Source organism: Mycobacterium sp. TY814 (assembly GCF_030755175.1).
Taxonomy (GTDB): Bacteria; Actinomycetota; Actinomycetes; order Mycobacteriales; family Mycobacteriaceae; genus Mycobacterium.
On sequence record NZ_JAUFRY010000002.1, the window covers coordinates 479,714 to 497,992 of the forward strand.

An 18,279-nucleotide genomic window follows, 5' to 3' on the forward strand; every position below is an offset into this window, starting at 1 on the left:
GGCCGATTGAGGGGAAGCCCGATGCCTCGATTCGTCGATCGGGTCGTTATTCACACGCGAGCGGGTTCCGGCGGCAACGGTTGCGCGTCGGTACACCGCGAGAAATTCAAGCCGCTGGGCGGCCCGGACGGCGGTAACGGCGGCCGCGGCGGCAGCATCATCTTCGTCGTCGACCCGCAGGTGCACACCCTGCTCGACTTCCATTTCCGCCCGCACGTCACCGCGCAGTCCGGCAAGCAGGGGATGGGCAACAACCGGGACGGTGCCGCCGGCGCCGACCTGGAAATCAAGGTCCCCGACGGCACCGTGGTCCTGGATGAAAACGGCCGGATGCTGGCCGACCTGGTCGGCGCCGGCACCCGCTTCGAAGCCGCCGCCGGTGGCCGCGGCGGTCTGGGCAACGCCGCTCTGGCGTCCCGCGCCCGCAAGGCCCCCGGCTTCGCGCTGCTCGGGGAACCGGGGCAGGAACGCGATCTCACCCTCGAACTCAAGACCGTCGCCGACGTCGGCCTGGTCGGGTTCCCCTCGGCGGGTAAGTCGTCACTGGTGTCGGTGATCTCGGCGGCCAAACCCAAGATCGCCGATTACCCGTTCACCACGCTGGTTCCCAACCTCGGGGTGGTGTCGGCCGGCGAGCATGCCTTCACCGTCGCCGACGTGCCGGGGCTGATCCCCGGCGCCTCCGAAGGCCGTGGTCTGGGACTGGACTTCCTGCGGCACATCGAGCGCTGCGCGGTGCTGGTCCACGTGGTGGACTGCGCCACCGCCGAACCGGGACGCGACCCGATTTCCGACATCGACGCGCTGGAAGCCGAACTGGCGGCCTACACCCCGACCTTGCAAGGGGACGCTGTGCTGGGCGACCTGGCCGAGCGGCCACGCGCGGTGGTGCTCAACAAGATCGACATGCCCGAGGCGCGCGAGCTGGCCGAGTTCGTCCGCGACGAGATCGCCGAGCGCGGCTGGCCGGTGTTCCTGGTGTCGACGGTCACCCGGGAAGGGTTGCAGCCGTTGATCTTCGGGCTGTGGCAGATGGTCTCGGAGTACAACGCCACGCGACCGGTGGTGATACCCCGGCGCCCGGTGATCCGTCCGGTGCCGGTGGACGACAGCGGCTTCACCGTGGAGCCCGATGGCGAGGGCGGCTTCGTGGTCACCGGCTCGCGGCCCGAGCGCTGGGTCGGCCAGACCAACTTCGACAACGACGAGGCGGTCGGCTACCTTGCCGACCGATTGGCCCGCCTGGGCGTGGAGGACGAACTGCTGCGGCTGGGCGCCCGCCCCGGCTGCGCGGTGACCATCGGTGAGATGACGTTCGACTGGGAGCCGCAAACCCCTGCGGGAGGCCAGGTTCCGTTGACCGGCCGCGGCACCGACGTGCGACTCGAGCGCAGCGACCGGGTGGGTGCCGCCGAGCGCAAAGCCGCCCGGCGGCAACGTCGGGAGCGCGACGACAGCTGATGACCAGTCAGCATCGCGAACGAATCCGCACTGCGCGCAGCGTCGTCGTCAAGGTGGGCACGACCGCGCTGACCACCGAGTCGGGCATGTTCGATGCTGGACGGCTGGCCGAACTCGCCGATGCGATCGAGACACGGATGCAGGCGGGCTCCGACGTGGTCATCGTCTCCTCCGGCGCCATCGCCGCCGGCCTGGAACCGCTCGGATTGGCCCGTAAGCCAAAGGATCTGGCCACCAAGCAGGCTGCGGCCAGCGTCGGGCAGGTTGCCTTGGTCAACTCCTGGAGCGCGGCGTTCGCCCGGTACGGCCGCACCGTGGGCCAGGTGCTGCTGACCGCGCACGACATCGCCATGCGCGTGCAGCACAACAACGCCCAGCGCACGCTGGACCGGCTGCGCGCGCTGCGTGCGGTGGCGATCGTCAACGAGAACGACACGGTGGCCACCAACGAGATCCGTTTCGGCGACAACGACCGGCTGTCGGCGCTGGTGGCGCACCTGGTCGGTGCCGACGCCCTGGTGCTGCTGTCCGACATCGACGGCCTCTACGACGCTGACCCGCGAAAGTTCAAGGGCGCCAGATTCATTCCGGAGGTGACCGGTCCGCAGGACCTGGACGGCGTGGTGGCCGGACAGAGCAGCAATCTCGGTACCGGCGGGATGGCCTCGAAGATGTCGTCGGCGTTGCTGGCGGCCGACGCCGGGGTGCCGGTGTTGCTGGCGCCGGCCGCGGATGCCGCGACGGCGCTCGCCGATGCCTCGGTGGGCACCGTGTTCGCTCCCCGGCCCGAGCGGATGTCGGCCCGCCGATTCTGGGTCCGCTACGCCGCCGAGTCGACCGGCTCGCTGACGCTGGACGAGGGGGCGGTGCGTGCCATCCTCGGGCAGCGCCGCTCACTGCTGCCCGCGGGCATTACCGCGGTGTCGGGCAAGTTCTTCGGTGGCGACGTCGTCGAACTGTGCCGACCGGACGCCACGGTGGTGGCGCGCGGCGTCGTGGCGTACGACGCTGCCGAACTGGCGACGATCATGGGTCGCTCCACCACGGATCTGCCGGGAGAGTTGCGCCGCCCCGCGGTGCACGCCGACGACCTGGTGGCCGTCTAGTCTGCGGGCTTGAGATACAAAGCGGCCCAAATTATTTCGACCAGCGTGTCGGTGAGCTGGGCGTCGTAGTCCGGCGGCTGCACGGGCAGGTGCAGCTGGCAGGCCCGCTCCACCATCAGGGTCAGCGCGCTGGCGGCGGCCGGTGCCGAGAGGCCGGGCCGGATCGAGCCGTCGGCCTGGCCGCTGTCGATGACGCCGGTCACCCGCTGCGATATCGCTGTCAGCAGGTCGCGGTAAGTCTTGGCGGTAGCCGGGTCGTAGCCGGCCATTTCGCTGAGCGCGACCAGCACCGGCTGGTGGCGGCGATAGGTGGCGACGATGCCGGCGATCGCCGCCTTGAGGTCGTCGGGGTCACGCCGGTCGGCCACTGACCACCACCGGTCCCCGGCCGCGGCGAGGTCGTCGAAGACGGCGGCGGCCAGCCGGCGCAGCAGGTGACCCTTGTCTTCGAAGTAGATGTAGAAGCTGGCCCGGGAGATACCGGCTTCACCGGCCAGGCGGTCGACGCTGAGTTCGGTGAAGCTGGCGCCCTCGCCCATCAGCCGTTCGGTGGCGTCGAGCAGCCGGCTCTCCATGTGCTCGCGCCGCTGCTGGCGTCCCTGGCGCCCCTGCGGCTTACGGGTGACCGACGGCATCCGACGAGCTTAGCGGCAAAAGGACCATATTGACTAGACAATATGTCTAGTCATATGGTCGGGTTGATCAGCCAGGGTGTCGATGGAGGGACCAGATGACAGCGACGTGCGCGAGTGACCGGACCTACGACGCGATCGACCTGTCCTCGCCCGAGTTCTGGTCGACCACCGCCGAGGATCGAGAACGCTCGTTCGCGGTGCTGCGCGCCGAACGCCCGGTGAGCTGGCATTCCCCGGTCAAGGACACCTTGATGGACGACCCCGACGACCCCGGGTACTGGGCGGTGACGCGACGCGCCGACATCGTCGCGGTGAGCCGCAACAACGACGTCTTCCGGTCCGGCAAGGGCGTGATGTTCGCCAGCATTCCGGAGGAACTGCTCGAAGCGTCGCAGTCCTTCCTGGCGATGGACCCGCCGCGACACACCAAACTGCGCAAGCTGGTCAGCGCGGCATTTACGCCCCGGCAGGTTCGCCGGATCGAACAGTCCATCCAGTCCAACGCCAAGGCCATCGTCGGGGAGTTGCGGGAGGCCGGCAGCGGCGCCGACTTCGTCGAGTACTGCGCCAAGGAGCTGCCGATCCGGACGTTGTCGGACATGGTGGGCATTCCCGAATCCGAGCGGCAGCAGGTCGCGCACGCGGCCGACGCCCTGGTGTCCTGGGCCGATCCGGAGTACCTCGCCGGCCGCGAACCGCTGCAGGTGGTGTTCGAAAACCAGATGTACCTGCACCAGGTGGCCGGTCAGTTGGCCGCGGAGCGCCGGGAGAATCCGGGCGAAGACCTGTTCAGTGCTCTGGTGAACGCCGAGGTGGACGGCGACCGGCTCTCCGACGCCGACGTGGCCGCCTTCTTCGTGCTGCTGGCTGTGGCGGGCAACGACACCACCCGGCAGACCACCAGCCACGCCCTCAAGGCGCTCACCGACTTTCCGGACCAAAGGGCCTGGCTGCATGCGGCTTTCGAGGATCGCATCGGAACCGCGGTCGAGGAATTCGTCCGCTGGGCCACCCCTGTGATGACCTTCCGCCGCACCGCCGCAACCGATTTCGAGCTCGGCGGACAACAAATCAGGGCGGGTGACAAGGTAGTGATGTTCTACGCATCCGGCAACCGGGACGTCGAGGCCTTCGACGAACCGGGTCGCTTCGACCTGAGTCGCAGCCCTAACCCGCACGTCGGGTTCGGCGGTGGAGGCGTGCACTTCTGCCTCGGTGCGCACGTGGCGCGGGCACAGTTGCGCGCCATCTTCGGTGAACTGCTGGCTCAGCTGCCCGAGATTCAGGCGGGCGAACCGGTGTATGTACCGGGCAATTTCATTCACGCCATCCGCAGCATGCCCTGCACTTTCTGACAGCCGGGCCGCAGAGGACTACAGTCGCGAACGCTCGTGGCGCACTGTGCCCCGGCGGTCGCTTCCCGAAATCCGCTTCTAGAAAACGTTGAGGGATCTCCCGAGGATCCGCACAGGCGCCTCCGAAAAGCTCTTCGCATCAGCGAATTCAGCCAGAATCGGAGAGAACCATGTGGGCTTTGACGACATCTCACGGCATGCGCGTCGACAACATCGAACGCGAGCAGGACGCCCGGCAGGCGGTCTACATGCTGGGTCACCCGCGGCTCATCGGCCCGTACTCGTGGCAGGTGGTGGACAACCGTGGCCGCCAGTTCGTCGCCGAGGTCAGAAGGGCGCGCTGACCCCCAGTTCGCCGGCGAGCAACGTCAGCATCTCCGAACAGCCGCCGTGGACCGTCACGGTGGCCAGGTCATCCCCGCGGGTGCGGCCTCGGTTGACGATCGCCACCGGGATGCCGTTGGCGGCGGCGTGGCGCACGAACCGGTATCCGGAGAACACCGTCAGCGAGGAACCGGCCACCAGCAACGCCTCGGCCTGATCGACGAGTGAGTATGCCTGATCGACAACGTGTTTGGGGACGCTCTCACCGAAGTAGACGATGTCGGGCTTGAGCATGCCGCCGCAGACCGGGCAGTCGAGGTAGCGGAATGAATCGGTGTCGGCGACGACGGCGTCGGCGTCCGGCGCCACAGCCAGGCCGCCGACGGCTTCGGAACGCTCGATGAATCCGGGGTTGAGCGCCTCGAGCTGCTCGGCCAGCACGGCGCGGCTCATGCGGTGGCCGCAGCTCAGGCAGGCCACCTGGGCGTAGGTGCCGTGCAGATTGATGACGCGGGAACTGCCGGCCTTGGTGTGCAGCAGGTCGACGTTCTGGGTGATCACTCCGTTCACCACGCCGCCGCGTTCCAGCGCGGCCAGCGCCCGGTGCCCAGCGTTGGGCTGTGTGTTGTCCATATGCCGCCAGCCCAGATGGTTGCGCGCCCAGTAACGCCGCCGGAATTGTGGGTCGGACGTGAACTGCCGGATCGTCATCGGGTTGCTGGGTGGGGAGTCAGGTCCTCGGTAATCGGGTATGCCGGAGTCCGTGGAAAGGCCCGCGCCAGTCAGCACCGCGATCCGGCGACCGGACAGCAGCGCGATGAGTTCGGGAGATTCCACTCCATCGAGACTATGCACTAGTTGGCACCCCGTCATCCGACCTCGACGTCGGCAATGCGACAGTAACGCGAGAATGGAGGGCGATGAGCTTCTACTCCGCATACCGGCACGGGTTCGTGCGCGTCGCCGCGTGCACGCACCACACCTCGATCGGCGACCCGGCCGCCAATGCTGCGTCGGTTCTCGGGTTGGCGCGCCAGTGTCACGACGACGGCGTGGCCCTGGCGGTGTTCCCGGAACTCACGTTGTGCGGATATTCGATCGAAGACATCCTGCTGCAGGATGCCCTGCTGGACGCCGTGGAAGAGGCACTGAGTGAGGTCGTGACCGCGTCTGCCGACCTGCTGCCGGTGCTGGTGGTCGGCGCCCCGTTGCGCCACCTGCACCGCATCTACAACACCGCGGTCGTCATCCATCGCGGCGCCGTACTGGGTGTGGTGCCCAAGTCCTATCTGCCGACGTATCGCGAGTTCTACGAATACCGGCAGATCGCGCCGGGAGACGGTGAGCGCGGCAGCATCCGGATCGCCGGCAGCGATGTGCCGTTCGGTCCGGACTTGCTGTTCACCGCGTCGGACCTGCCGGACTTCGTGCTGCACGTCGAGATCTGCGAAGACATGTTCGTGCCGGTGCCGCCCAGCGCGGAGGCGGCCCTGGCCGGGGCGACCGTGCTGGCCAACCTGTCCGGCAGCCCGATCACCATCGGCAGGGCCGACGACCGCTGCCTGCTCGCCCGCTCGGCGTCCGCGCGGTGTCTGGCCGCCTACGTGTATGCGGCGGCGGGGGCAGGGGAGTCGACCACCGACCTGGCGTGGGACGGCCAGACCATGATCTGGGAGAACGGCACCGAGTTGGCGTCCTCGGAGCGATTCCCCACCGGCGAGCGGCGGTCGGTCGCCGACGTCGACACCGGGTTGCTGCGCTCCGAACGGTTGCGGATGGGCACGTTCGACGACAATCGGCGCCACCATCGGGTGGTCACGGATGCCTTCCGCCGGATCGAATTCCGCCTCGACCCGCCCGACGGCGATATCGGTCTGCGGCGCAACCTCGAGCGCTTCCCGTTCGTGCCGTCCAATCGCGAACGGCTGGAACAGGATTGCTATGAGGCCTACAACATCCAGGTGGCCGGGCTGGAGCAGCGACTGCGGGCGCTGGACTATCCGAAGGTGGTCATCGGCGTCTCGGGAGGATTGGATTCGACCCACGCGTTGATCGTCGCGGCCAAGGCGATGGACCGGGAGGGCCGGCCGCGCAGCGACATTCTGGGATTCACCCTGCCGGGGTTCGCCACCGGTGAGCACACCAAGAACAACGCCATCAAGTTGGGTGAGGCACTCGGCATCACGTTCGAGGAGATCGACATCACCGAGACCGCCAAGCGGATGTTCGAGGAGATCGGCCACCCCTTTGCGCGTGGCGAGAAGGTGTACGACGTCACCTTCGAGAATGTGCAGGCCGGCTTGCGTACCGACTACCTGTTCCGGCTGGCGAACCAGCGTGGCGGCATCGTGCTGGGCACCGGTGATCTCTCGGAGCTTGCGCTGGGTTGGTCGACATACGGTGTGGGCGACCAGATGTCGCATTACAACGTCAACGGCGGGGTTCCCAAGACACTGATCCAGCACCTGATCCGCTGGGTCATCTCCTCGGACCAGTTCGAGAAGGATGTCACCGACGTGCTGCAGTCGGTGGTGGACACCGAAATCACCCCTGAACTCGTCCCGGCCGGCGAGGAGGAGGAGTTGCAGAGCAGCGAGGCGAAAGTCGGACCGTATGCGCTGCAAGACTTCTCGTTGTTTCAGGTGTTGCGGCGCGGCTTCACGCCGTCCAAGATCGCGTTCCTCGCCTGGCATGCATGGAGTGACCCGGAGCGCGGCGAGTGGCCGCCCGGCTTCCCCGAGAGCAACCGGCCGTCGTACTCGTTGTCGGAAATCCGGCACTGGTTGCAGGTGTTCGTGCAGCGGTTCTACTCGTTCAGCCAGTTCAAGCGCTCGGCTTTGCCTAACGGCCCCAAGGTCTCTCATGGCGGATCACTCTCGCCGCGGGGGGACTGGCGCGCTCCGTCCGACATGTCAGCGCGGATATGGCTCGATGAGATCGAGCGTGAGGTACCCGAAGGCTGAGTCATCTTTCGGCAAGCCCGAAGTGATAGCGCCAAACCCTCTTATTATCAGTTAGCGATCTAAGTGATGATAAAATTCGTCCGTGTCATCAGTTAACTCAGGCACCAGAGTGGCATACGAGACGCTGATTTGGGAGACGCCCGTTGAGGCCGGCTACGGGCGCTCGGACCTGCGTGCCGCCCTTCGCCAGTCCGGTCAGTACCAAGCCGCCGTTCCAGCCGAGATCGCGGACTTAGACGTCAGCCTGCCTTCCGGCGTGCTGGCTGACGCAGAGGAAGCCGCCCAGGAGATCGCGCGGTTCGATACAGAACTTGGTGGTGAAATCGCTCCCTTCGCTTCGGTGCTGCTGCGCACAGAATCGGCGGCCAGCTCCAAAATTGAGAACCTAACCGCCAACGCGCGCGCGATCGCCGAAGCCGAGACGCTCGGGACCAGCAAGCGTCTCAACGCGTCGATGATCGTCGCTAATACCAGAGCGATGCAAGCGGCTGTCGACCTGGCCGGCCAGCTAAGCGGTGACGCAATTTTAGCTATGCATGACGCGCTGATGCACGAGAGCGAGCCAGGTATCGCCGGCAAATGGCGCACGGAGCAGGTGTGGATCGGCGGCGGCAACTTCGGCCCGCGCGGCGCCGATTTCATTGCACCGCATCACGATAAAATTCCGGCAGCCATCGATGACCTAATCCAATTTGCCAAACGCGCTGACATAGCGGTCCTTCCGCAGATCGCGATTGCGCACGCACAATTCGAAACCATCCACCCGTTCCCCGACGGCAACGGGCGCACCGGCCGAGCGATGATCCAGTCGATGCTGCGCAACAAACGGCTGGCCCGGCAGGTCACCGTCCCTGTCTCAGCGGGACTGCTAACCGACACCACTGCATATTTCGATGCACTGACCGCCTATCGCGACGGTGATCCCGCACCGATAGTTGAACGATTAGCTATGGCTTCGATGCTGGCCGTCGTGAACGGTCGAGAACTAGTTGCCGACCTCCGAACGGTACGAGGAGGATGGGAGTCGAAGATCAAAGCTCGTCGTGACTCGGCCGTTTATCGCGTGGCGGACTTGCTTATGAAACGCCCTGTGGTCAATGCCCAATTAATCAGCGATGAACTCGGGATACCCATGACCAATGTGTACCGATACCTGGAACCTCTCGCCGGGTACGGGATCATCGTTGAGTTCACCGACCAGACCCGCAATCGAGCGTGGCGCGCGCCGGAAGTTCTGTACGCGCTGGACGCCTTCGCAGAACGCGCCGGTCGGCGCGCCTGATATTCAGCAGGCGACCGGGTCGGCCGGTCGACTCCCTGTCGTCGCGTTCCACGGTCTACGGCGACGGCACTCCCAAGGCAGCGGCGTCTATCTCGGCGGCGCCCGGGGCACAATCACCGGCACCGCGCACCAATGTGGCCAAAGCGCCGGCCGCACACGCCCTCCGTAACGCGACCAGCCGCTCGGCGGGGGATCCCGAACGAGCAGGCCAGTCAGCGGCCAGAACTCCCGCGAACACGTCGCCGGCACCCGTGGTGTCCACCGCCGTCACGGCCGGCGCGGGAACCTCGAACTCACCATCGGGACCGAGGTAACGGGCACCCCGCGCGCCCAGGGTGATAATGAAATGCGCAGGGCGCCAGGGCCAATGACCCGCCTCATGCTCGTTCACGATCACCACGTCGGCGATGCCGGCCAGTTCGGCCACCGCATCGCCGTGCTGTCCCGCAGGCGAGGCATTGACCATCACCACGGCGCCAGCGGACCGGGCGTGCCGCGCGGCCTCCAGGGCCGCCGGCACCGGAATCTCCAACTGGGTCAACAACACATCGCAATCAGCGACCGAAGTTTCAGACACCGACAGCGCGGCATTGGCGCCGGGCGCCACCACGATGGTGTTCTCCCCGTCGCCGTCCGCCACAATGATCGCCGTCCCGCTGGGGCCCTGCCGGCGGGCGACGCCGTCCACGTCGATACCGGCAGCCAGCAGATGCGCCAACAACTGTGGACCGGCGGAGTCGTCACCGACCGCGCCGACGAACTGCACCCGCGCGCCGGCGCGCGCCGCCGCCACCGCTTGATTGCCGCCTTTGCCGCCGGGCGCGTACGCCAGCGACGACGCCAACACCGTCTCACCCGGACGCGGCAGACTGGCGACGTCCAGCGTCAGATCCCAGTTGATGCTGCCCACCACGCACACCCGCGTAGACATGTTGTCGACAGTAGATGGCCGCCCGAAAACTTGGGCACGGTAGCCGCCGAGCCCAAGCTACCGTGCCGCCATGGAAATCGTGACCCCCCTGCTGAGCTGGGGAATCCCGGCTCTGGTGCTGGTGTTCATCGGCGTCAGCCTCTATCGCCTCAGGAGGCCCCGGTTCACCGGCCCGGCGCTGACGGGAGTCGCACGCATCCTGTCGGTGCAGTCGACCGGCACGGTGATCAACGACCGGTACGTCTGCAAGATCAACCTCAGCGTCGAGCTCCCCGGCCGCGAACCGTACGAGGTAACGGTGCGGCAGGCGGTCCATCCGATCCAGATGCCCTCCGTCCAGCCCGGTCTGGTCGTCTCCGTCGAGGTTGACTCCACCAAGCCGGACAAGGTCCGGATCGACCCGGGCGCACGGGTGCACGGGGCGGCCCAGCCCCCGAGTACCGCAGCCCTCGCCGCGGCGTACAACGAGCACAAGCAGCGGCACGGTGCCGCCTCGGGCCAGTGGGCGTCGGCAGCGCAGCTGCTCGCATCGGGCCGGCGCGTGCCGGGCGTGCTCAGGTCGTTCGCCTCGACCGGAAACACGTTGCGCAGCTTGGGGAGAGAGGCCACCGCGATGCCTGAGCTGCTCGACGCGCCGCAATATGTCATCGAGATGGAGCTTCGATTCCCGAACCTGGCGCCGATCGTCGGCCGCAGCGTCCAATCAATACCGGACGATCACGTGCCCTCTCTTGCGGTCGGGCTCGAACTTCCTTGTGCGGTCGACCCTTCGGACCCGGCGCGCCGGTTTGTGGTGGATTGGCAGCACGCCATCCACTGAAAGCCGGGCGTCACCGAACGGTGAATTCTCGGACACGTGCCGACGTCACTTCCCGCAAAACGCCGATATCCACCGGTCAGAGAGCTAGTGTGCAGCGTGATCGGAGACCCGGGACAAGGCAGAAGGGAAGCCGATTGACGTCGGGCGAGCCAACAGAATCGGAATCGGAGGCGCTGAGCGCTCCGGCTAAGAAGCGCGTCCGCCGTCTTTTGCCAGGCTTCCGTTTCAAGATCAGCATTCAGTCCAAGATCCTCGTCGCGCTGCTGTTGTCGAGCATTCTGTCCATCGCTGTTATCGGCTACATCGGCGCCATCTCCGGGCGCAACGCCTTGCGCGAGGTCGAGTCCGAGCGACTCATCGAACTGCGCGAGTCGCAGAAGCGGCAGATCGAGGCGTTGTTCCGCGAGGTGACGAACTCACTGATCGTCTACAGCGGGGGCTTCAGCATCGACCAGGCCGTCATCGCTCTGACGGCCGGCTTCAATCAACTGAACAACGCGACGATCAGCGGCCCACAGCAACAGGCGCTCGCCAACTACTACCAAGATCAGATGATCAAACCCATTCAGCGGGTGACGGGGGAAGAGCTCGATCTCAACGCGCTGCTGCCGAAAACCAACGCCGAGAAGTACCTTCAGGCCAATTACACCGCCGTAACCAAGCCCAACACCGACCCGCCGGTGGATCCGGGCGACGGCAGCGCCTGGACGGCCGCCAACGCCCGCTTCGACTACTACATGCGCAGCATCGTCAGCCGGTTCAACTACCGGGACGCGCTGCTGTTCGACATGGACGGCAATGTCGTCTACACCGTGGACAAGGGTCCCGACCTCGGCACCAACATCCTGACCGGGCCGTACCGCGAATCGAATCTGCGTGAGGCGTATCTGAAAGCGTTGCGCTCCAACGACGTTGAGTTCGTCTGGATCACCGACTTCGAGCCGTACCAGCCCCAGCTCGACGTGCCGACCGCATGGGTGGTGTCGCCGATCGGTCTGGACGGCAGATTTGACGGCGTGATGGCGCTGCCGGTGCCGATCGCCAAGATCAACTACATCATGACCGCCAACAAGCAGTGGCAGGCCGCCGGCATGGGCGCGGCGACCGAGACTTACCTTGCCGGTCCCGACGGTCTGATGCGTTCTGATTCACGGCTTTTCCTGGAGGACCCGAAGGAATACCGGCGCGAGGTGATCGCGGCCGGCACCGCTCCCGATGTGGCGGACCGGGCCATTCGACTGGGCGGTACGACGCTGGTGCAACCCGTGCGCAGCGCCGGTTTGAAGGCCGCGCAGCGTGGTGAGACCGGGGTAACGATCGGCACCGACTACACCGGTAATAAAGAACTGGAAGCCTACGCGCCGCTGAGCATCCCGAATTCCGATTTGCAGTGGTCGGTCCTGGCGACCCGGGACGACTCCGATGCTTTCGCGCGGATCGGACGCTTCACCAAGGCGCTTGCCGTCGCCGTCGCGGCGATGGTCTTCGCCATCTCGGTGGCAGCCATGGTGATCGCCCAGGCGGCGGTGCGTCCGCTGCGCCGCCTCGAAAAGGGTGCGCAGAAGATCAGCTCCGGCGATTACGAGGTCAACATCCCGATCACCTCGCGTGACGAAATCGGAGATCTCACAGGCGCGTTCAACGAGATGAGCCGGAACCTGGCGATCAAGGAAGAACTGCTGAACGAGCAGCGCCGGGAAAACGACCGGCTGCTGCTCGCGCTGATGCCGGAGTCGGTGGCACAGCGGTACCGCGAGGGTGAAGGGACCATCGCGCAGCAGCACCAGGACGTCGCCATCATCTATGCCGACATCGTCGGGCTCGACGAGATCTCGAGCGAAGTCGCGAGCGACGAACTGGTCGGCATCGTCGACGACCTGTTCCGCCAGTTCGACGCGGCCGCCGAATCCCTTGGGGTGGAACGGATTCGCACCTTCCACAACGGCTACCTGGCCAGCTGCGGGGTCGTCACGCCACGTCTGGACAGCATTCACCGAAGTGTGGAGTTTGCGCTCGAGATGCGGCGCATCATCGAGCGCTTCAACAGCCAGAGCCGGCACGTATTGCGCCTGCGGGTGGGGATCAACACGGGCAATGTGGTCAGTGGATTGGTGGGCAAATCCGGGCTCGTCTTCGACATGTGGGGCGCCGCGGTCAGCCTGGCTTATCAGATGCACAGCGGCTCACCGCAACCCGGCATCTACGTCGCATCCCAGGTGTATGAGGCGATGCGCGACACGCGCCAGTTCACGCCGGCCGGCACGATTTCCGTCGGTGGAGAAGAGCAGGCCATTTACCGGTTGTCGGAGCGGTAATGAACTTCTTCAACTCGGACTGGTTCTACTGGGCGATCGGCGTGGCGATCGGATTTCCGGTCTGCCTGATCCTGCTCACCGAGTTGCACCACATCCTCACCCGCCGGGGTAATCGGCTGGCCCGCCAGGTCGGGGTGATCCGCAACTGGCTGCTACCGCTCGGGGCGCTGCTCCTGATCCTGGTAAAGGCGTCGCAGATCTCGGCAGGCGAAATCCCGGTCCGCATTCTCACCACCGCTTTCGGCTTCCTCGTGCTGGTGCTGCTGCTGTCCGGGCTCAACGCGACGATCTTCGAAGGCGCGCCTGAAGACAGCTGGCGCAAGCGACTTCCGGCGATCTTCCTCGACGTCGGCCGGTTCGCCCTGATTGGCGTCGGACTGGCGGTGATCCTGTCCGTCATCTGGGGGGTGCGGGTCGGCGGGGTGTTCACCGCCTTGGGCATCACGTCGGTGGTCATCGGCCTGATGCTGCAGAATTCCGTCGGCCAGATCGTGTCCGGCCTGTTCATGCTCTTCGAGCAGCCGTTCCGGATCAACGATTGGCTGGACACGCAGACCGCCCGGGGCCGCGTCATCGAGGTGAACTGGCGCGCCGTGCACATCCAGACCGGCGGCGGCCTGCGGATCATGCCCAACTCGATGCTGGCGACCACCGCATTCACCAACCTCAGCCGCCCGCCCGGCCCGCACAAGTGCTCGATCAATACCACGTTCGCGACGTCGGATCCGCCGGACAAGGTGTGCGAGATGCTGACGCTGGTGGCCAGTGCTCTGCCGCTGATCATGCCCGGGACCACGCCGTCGTCGGTCGCGCTGGGCGCCGGGGAGTACCGCACCACGGTCCGGGTCCACTCTCCGGCGGACGAGGGCGCCACCCAGTCCACATTCGTGCGATGGATCTGGTACGCCGCGCGACGTTGGGAACTGCATCTGGACGGCGAGGCCGACGACTTCTCGACACCGGAGCGGGTCATGAAAGCGTTGCGCACCGTTGTCGCGTCGGAACTGCGGCTGACCCTGGCCGACCAGCAGTTCCTGGCCCCCTACGCCAAAATCCTGCGGTACGGCACCGACGAGATCGTGCAGTACGCGGGCACGGTGCCCACCGCGATGGCCTTCATCGTGTCCGGCAGCGTGCAACTGACGGTGACCGACGCTGATGGGGCCGTGCTGCCCTTCGCAACCCTCACCGAGGGATCGTTCATCGGGGTCACCGCGCTGACCAGGCAGCCCAATCTGGCCGGCGCCTATGCCCTCGAAGAGGTGACCGCGCTGGAGATCGAGCGCGAACATCTCGAGAAGATCGTGATGGACAAGCCGATGCTGCTGCAGGATCTGGGCCGGCTGATCGACGAGCGGCAGAGCAAGGCGCGATTGACCCGCCGTGAACGCGCCAAAGCAGCGACCGCGGTCGCGCCCGGTCTGCGAAAGCCCGATACCCTGGGGTAATGAGTCTGCAAGCACCGGCGCGGCCCGACTTGCGCCAAGAGGTGCACGACGCCGCCCGCCGCGCCCGGGTCGCCGCCCGCATCCTGGCCTCCACCCCCACCCTGGTCAAGGACCGCGCGCTGCACGCCGCCGCTGACGCACTGCTGGCGCACGCCGACCAGATCCTCGCCGCCAACGCCGAAGACCTGGAGACGGCCCGGGCCGCGGGCACACCGGCGGCGATGCTCGACCGGCTGGCGCTCAACCCCCAGCGCATCGACGGTATCGCTGCCGGCCTGCGCCAGGTCGCGGGATTGGCGGACCCGGTCGGGGAGGTGCTCCGCGGCTCCACTTTGCCCAACGGTCTGCAGCTACGGCAGCAGCGGGTTCCGCTCGGCGTGGTCGGAATGATCTACGAGGGCCGCCCCAACGTCACGGTCGACGCGTTCGGGTTGACGCTCAAGTCCGGCAACGCGGCGCTGCTGCGCGGCAGCTCGTCGGCGGCGAAGTCCAACGAAGCCCTGGTCACGGTGCTGCGTGGCGCCCTGGTCGGCGAGGATCTGCCCGCCGACGCCGTCCAGCTGCTGTCTTCGGCCGACCGCGCCACGGTCACCCACCTGATCCAGGCCCGCGGGTTGGTTGACGTGGCGATCCCGCGTGGGGGAGCCGGTCTGATCGAAGCCGTCGTGCGCGATGCGCAGATACCCACCATCGAGACCGGTGTCGGCAACTGCCATGTCTACGTGCACGAGGCCGCCGACCTCGACGTCGCCGAGCGCATCCTGCTCAACTCCAAGACGCGCCGGCCCAGCGTCTGCAACGCCGCCGAGACGCTGCTGGTCGACGCCGCGATCGCCGGGGAGGCGATGCCGCGGCTGCTGAACGCGCTGGAGACGGCGGGCGTCACCGTGCATCTGGATGCCGGTGAAGAAGACCTACGCCGCGAGTACCTGGCGATGGACATCGCGGTCGCGGTCGTTGATGGAGTGGACGCGGCGATCGCGCATGTCAACGAGTACGGGACCGGTCACACCGAAGCCATCGTTACCACCAATCTTGCTGCAGCGCAAAGGTTTACCGAGCAGGTCGACGCCGCTGCGGTGATGGTCAACGCGTCCACCGCGTTTACCGACGGCGAGCAGTTCGGTTTCGGCGCCGAGATCGGTATCTCCACCCAGAAACTCCACGCCCGCGGCCCGATGGGGTTGGCGGAACTGACCTCGACAAAGTGGATTGTCTGGGGTGACGGCCAGACCCGTCCGGCCTGACCCATCTCTCAGATTTCAAGGAGCCCCATTGTGACCGTGCCCGCTCGGCCCACGCCGCTGTTCGCCGACATCGCCGACGTCTCACGCCGGCTCGCCGAAACCGGCTACCTGCCGGACACCGCCACGGCCACAGCGGTTTTCCTCGCCGATCGGCTCGGCAAGCCGTTGCTGGTGGAAGGGCCCGCCGGGGTCGGCAAGACCGAACTGGCCCGCGCCGTGGCCCAGGCCACCGGGTCGGGACTGGTCCGGTTGCAGTGCTACGAGGGGGTCGACGAGGCCCGAGCCCTCTACGAGTGGAATCACGCCAAGCAGATCCTGCGTATCCAGGCCGGTTCCGGGGACTGGCAGTCGACCAAAGATGACGTGTTCAGCGAGGAATTCCTGCTGCAGCGTCCGTTGCTGACCGCGATCCGGCGCACCGACCCGACGGTGCTGTTGATCGACGAGACCGACAAGGCCGACATCGAGATCGAGGGCCTGCTGTTGGAGGTGCTCTCGGACTTCGCCGTGACGGTTCCGGAACTGGGCACCATCACCGCCACCCGGACCCCGCTGGTCGTGCTGACCTCCAACGCGACCCGGGAACTGTCGGAGGCGCTCAAGCGTCGCTGCCTGTTCCTGCACATCGACTTCCCGACCCCCGAACTGGAACGCCGCATCCTGCTCTCGCGGGTGCCCGAACTGCCCGAGCATCTTGCTGAGGAGCTGGTGCGCATCATCGGCGTGCTGCGCGGCATGCAGCTCAAGAAGGTCCCGTCCATCGCCGAGACCATCGACTGGGGCCGTACCTTGCTGGCGCTCGGCATGGACACCATCGACGACGCCGTCGTCGCCGCCACGCTCGGCGTGGTGCTCAAGCACCAGTCCGATCAGCAGCGGGCGACCGGCGAGTTGAGGCTGAACTGATGGCTACCCGGCGCATCCGTCCCTCCCGGCCGCTCGCGCCGCACGGGTTGCCCGGGCACCTGGTCGGGTTCGTGGAAGCGCTTCGCGCCAGCGGGATCTCGGTGGGCCCTTCGGAAACGGTGGACGCCGGGCGGGTGATGGCCACCCTGGGTCTGGAGGACCGGTTGGTGCTGCGCGAGGGCCTGGCCTGTGCGGTGCTGCGCCGGCCCGACCACCGCGACACCTACGACGCCATGTTCGACCTGTGGTTCCCCGCGGCGCTGGGGGCCCGGGCGGTGGTGCTGGACGAGGACGCCGCCGGCGACCCGGACGGGCTGCCTCCCGACGACGTCGAGGCCATGCGGCAGATGCTGCTGGACCTGCTCGCCGACAACCCGGACCTGGCCGACATGGACGAGCGGCTGGTCCGGATGATCGCCCGGATCGTGGAGGCCTACGGCAAGTACAACTCCAGTCGCGGCCCGTCCTTCTCGTCGTATCAGGCGCTCAAGGCGATGGCGCTGGACGAACTGGAAGGCAAACTGCTGGCCGGGCTGCTCGCCCCCTACGGCGACGAGCCCACCCCGAGTCAGGAGCAGATAGCGAAAGCCATTGCCGCGCAGAAGATTTCACAGCTTCGGAAGATGGTGGACGCGGAGACCAAACGGCGCACCGCCGAGCAGCTGGGTCGCGAACACGTCCAGATGTACGGCATCCCGCAGCTGTCCGAGAACGTCGAGTTCCTGCGTGCCTCCGGTGAGCAGCTGCGGCAGATGCGCCGCGTGGTGGCGCCGTTGGCGCGCACCCTGGCCACCCGGCTGGCGGCGCGGCGGCGCCGCTCCCGCGCCGGGACGATCGACCTGCGTAAAACGCTGCGCAAGTCGATGTCCACCGGTGGCGTGCCGATCGACGTCGTCTTGAAGAAGCCCCGCCCGGCGCGTCCGGAACTGGTGGTGCTCTGCGATGTGTCCGGTTCCGTCGCCGGCTTCAGCCACTTCACCCTGTTGCTGGTTCACGCTCTGCGCCAACAGTTTTCCCGTGTCCGCGTCTTCGCGTTCATCGATACCACCGACGAGGTGACGCACATGTTCGGTCCGGAGGCCGATCTGGCGGTGGCGATCCAGCGGATCACCCGGGAAGCCGGCGTGTACGCGCGCGACGGTCACTCCGACTACGGCAACGCCTTCGTCTCGTTCGTGCAGGCGAACCCGAACGTGTTGTCGCCGCGCAGTTCTCTGCTGGTGCTCGGCGACGGGCGTACCAACTACCGCAACCCAGCCGTCGACGTGCTCGCCGACATGGTGAACGCCGCCCGGCATGCGCACTGGCTCAATCCGGAGCCCAGACACCTCTGGGGCAGCGGGGATTCAGCGGTGCCACGCTATGAGGAAGTCATCACGATGCACGAGTGCCGGTCGGCCAAGCAGCTCGCGTCGGTGATCGACGCGCTGCTGCCGGTGTAGCTTTCCCTGGCCGAGCAGACGCAAAATCACCGTGGAGCATGCGC

15 protein-coding genes are annotated in these 18,279 nt (G+C 66.7%); 12 read left to right on the top strand and 3 right to left on the bottom strand.

Annotation, left to right across the window (positions count from 1 at the left end):
- Positions 1 to 21: 21 nt before the first annotated feature.
- A complete protein-coding gene (gene obgE / locus QXH22_RS15940) occupies positions 22 to 1,461 on the top strand; it encodes a GTPase ObgE (RefSeq protein WP_306276267.1) in 1,440 nt (479 codons plus the stop codon).
- Positions 1,461 to 2,567, top strand: coding sequence for a glutamate 5-kinase (gene proB / locus QXH22_RS15945; protein ID WP_306244608.1), 1,107 nt, complete (start codon positions 1,461 to 1,463; stop codon positions 2,565 to 2,567). The genes obgE and proB overlap by 1 nt, the downstream gene beginning before the upstream one ends.
- Here proB and QXH22_RS15950 read toward each other — a convergent pair.
- Positions 2,564 to 3,202: a TetR/AcrR family transcriptional regulator gene (locus QXH22_RS15950; RefSeq protein WP_306276268.1), complete on the bottom strand. Its 639-nt coding sequence runs from the start codon at positions 3,200 to 3,202 to the stop codon at positions 2,564 to 2,566. The genes proB and QXH22_RS15950 overlap by 4 nt on opposite strands.
- Positions 3,203 to 3,297: 95 nt before the next feature.
- Between QXH22_RS15950 and QXH22_RS15955 the strand changes: the two genes are divergently transcribed.
- Both QXH22_RS15955 and QXH22_RS15960 read left to right on the top strand, forming a co-directional pair.
- Positions 3,298 to 4,557, top strand: a complete 1,260-nt coding sequence (locus tag QXH22_RS15955) for a cytochrome P450 (RefSeq protein WP_306244605.1) — start codon at positions 3,298 to 3,300, stop codon at positions 4,555 to 4,557.
- 179 nt (positions 4,558 to 4,736) lie between these two features.
- Complete coding sequence (locus QXH22_RS15960; protein ID WP_306244604.1) at positions 4,737 to 4,901, top strand: hypothetical protein; 165 nt, start codon at positions 4,737 to 4,739, stop codon at positions 4,899 to 4,901.
- Here the strand turns inward: QXH22_RS15960 and QXH22_RS15965 are convergent.
- Positions 4,885 to 5,754 carry an NAD-dependent protein deacetylase gene (locus QXH22_RS15965; RefSeq protein ID WP_306276269.1) on the bottom strand — a complete coding sequence of 290 codons (870 nt, stop codon included), beginning with the start codon at positions 5,752 to 5,754 and terminating at the stop codon, positions 4,885 to 4,887. The genes QXH22_RS15960 and QXH22_RS15965 overlap by 17 nt on opposite strands.
- A gap of 47 nt (positions 5,755 to 5,801) precedes the next feature.
- On the opposite strand from QXH22_RS15965, the gene QXH22_RS15970 reads away from it, so the two are divergent.
- Both QXH22_RS15970 and QXH22_RS15975 read left to right on the top strand, forming a co-directional pair.
- The gene (locus QXH22_RS15970) at positions 5,802 to 7,844 is read left to right on the top strand and encodes an NAD(+) synthase (protein WP_306276270.1); all 2,043 of its coding nucleotides are present in this window, start codon (positions 5,802 to 5,804) and stop codon (positions 7,842 to 7,844) included.
- Between the two features lie 82 nt (positions 7,845 to 7,926).
- Positions 7,927 to 9,126 (top strand): Fic family protein, encoded by a 1,200-nt coding sequence (locus tag QXH22_RS15975; RefSeq protein WP_306276271.1) that lies wholly within the window; start codon positions 7,927 to 7,929, stop codon positions 9,124 to 9,126.
- Positions 9,127 to 9,181: 55 nt separating this feature from the next.
- Here QXH22_RS15975 and QXH22_RS15980 read toward each other — a convergent pair whose 3' ends face one another.
- The gene (locus tag QXH22_RS15980) at positions 9,182 to 10,057 is read right to left on the bottom strand and encodes a ribokinase (protein ID WP_306276272.1); all 876 of its coding nucleotides are present in this window, start codon (positions 10,055 to 10,057) and stop codon (positions 9,182 to 9,184) included.
- A gap of 70 nt (positions 10,058 to 10,127) precedes the next feature.
- Between QXH22_RS15980 and QXH22_RS15985 the strand changes: the two genes are divergently transcribed.
- The 6 genes from QXH22_RS15985 to QXH22_RS16010 all read left to right on the top strand — a co-directional run bounded on the left by QXH22_RS15985 (position 10,128) and on the right by QXH22_RS16010 (position 18,235).
- Complete coding sequence (locus QXH22_RS15985; protein WP_306276273.1) at positions 10,128 to 10,877, top strand: hypothetical protein; 750 nt, start codon at positions 10,128 to 10,130, stop codon at positions 10,875 to 10,877.
- 134 nt (positions 10,878 to 11,011) lie between these two features.
- A complete protein-coding gene (locus QXH22_RS15990) occupies positions 11,012 to 13,192 on the top strand; it encodes an adenylate/guanylate cyclase domain-containing protein (RefSeq protein ID WP_306276274.1) in 2,181 nt (726 codons plus the stop codon).
- Positions 13,192 to 14,640 (top strand): mechanosensitive ion channel domain-containing protein, encoded by a 1,449-nt coding sequence (locus QXH22_RS15995; protein WP_306276275.1) that lies wholly within the window; start codon positions 13,192 to 13,194, stop codon positions 14,638 to 14,640. Before QXH22_RS15990 ends, QXH22_RS15995 begins: the two co-directional genes overlap by 1 nt.
- Entirely contained in the window at positions 14,640 to 15,887 is a 1,248-nt protein-coding gene (locus QXH22_RS16000; RefSeq protein ID WP_306276276.1) for a glutamate-5-semialdehyde dehydrogenase, read from the top strand. Before QXH22_RS15995 ends, QXH22_RS16000 begins: the two co-directional genes overlap by 1 nt.
- Before the next feature lie 30 nt (positions 15,888 to 15,917).
- The gene (locus QXH22_RS16005; protein ID WP_306244591.1) at positions 15,918 to 16,793 is read left to right on the top strand and encodes a MoxR family ATPase; all 876 of its coding nucleotides are present in this window, start codon (positions 15,918 to 15,920) and stop codon (positions 16,791 to 16,793) included.
- The gene (locus tag QXH22_RS16010) at positions 16,793 to 18,235 is read left to right on the top strand and encodes a VWA domain-containing protein (protein WP_306276277.1); all 1,443 of its coding nucleotides are present in this window, start codon (positions 16,793 to 16,795) and stop codon (positions 18,233 to 18,235) included. Before QXH22_RS16005 ends, QXH22_RS16010 begins: the two co-directional genes overlap by 1 nt.
- The last annotated feature ends 44 nt before the right edge of the window (positions 18,236 to 18,279 follow it).

Bases quoted from the DNA above. Each gene is read 5' to 3' on its own strand.
- QXH22_RS15955 (WP_306244605.1), top strand. From the start codon at position 3,298: ATGACAGCGACGTGCGCGAGTGACCGGACCTACGACGCGATCGACCTG.
- QXH22_RS16000 (WP_306276276.1), top strand. From the start codon at position 14,640: ATGAGTCTGCAAGCACCGGCGCGGCCCGACTTGCGCCAAGAGGTGCAC.
- proB (WP_306244608.1), top strand. From the start codon at position 1,461: ATGACCAGTCAGCATCGCGAACGAATCCGCACTGCGCGCAGCGTCGTC.
- QXH22_RS15995 (WP_306276275.1), top strand. From the start codon at position 13,192: ATGAACTTCTTCAACTCGGACTGGTTCTACTGGGCGATCGGCGTGGCG.
- QXH22_RS15950 (WP_306276268.1), bottom strand. From the start codon at position 3,202: ATGCCGTCGGTCACCCGTAAGCCGCAGGGGCGCCAGGGACGCCAGCAG.
- QXH22_RS15970 (WP_306276270.1), top strand. From the start codon at position 5,802: ATGAGCTTCTACTCCGCATACCGGCACGGGTTCGTGCGCGTCGCCGCG.
- QXH22_RS15965 (WP_306276269.1), bottom strand. From the start codon at position 5,754: ATGACGGGGTGCCAACTAGTGCATAGTCTCGATGGAGTGGAATCTCCC.
- QXH22_RS15980 (WP_306276272.1), bottom strand. From the start codon at position 10,057: ATGTCTACGCGGGTGTGCGTGGTGGGCAGCATCAACTGGGATCTGACG.
- obgE (WP_306276267.1), top strand. From the start codon at position 22: ATGCCTCGATTCGTCGATCGGGTCGTTATTCACACGCGAGCGGGTTCC.
- QXH22_RS16010 (WP_306276277.1), top strand. From the start codon at position 16,793: ATGGCTACCCGGCGCATCCGTCCCTCCCGGCCGCTCGCGCCGCACGGG.
- QXH22_RS15985 (WP_306276273.1), top strand. From the start codon at position 10,128: ATGGAAATCGTGACCCCCCTGCTGAGCTGGGGAATCCCGGCTCTGGTG.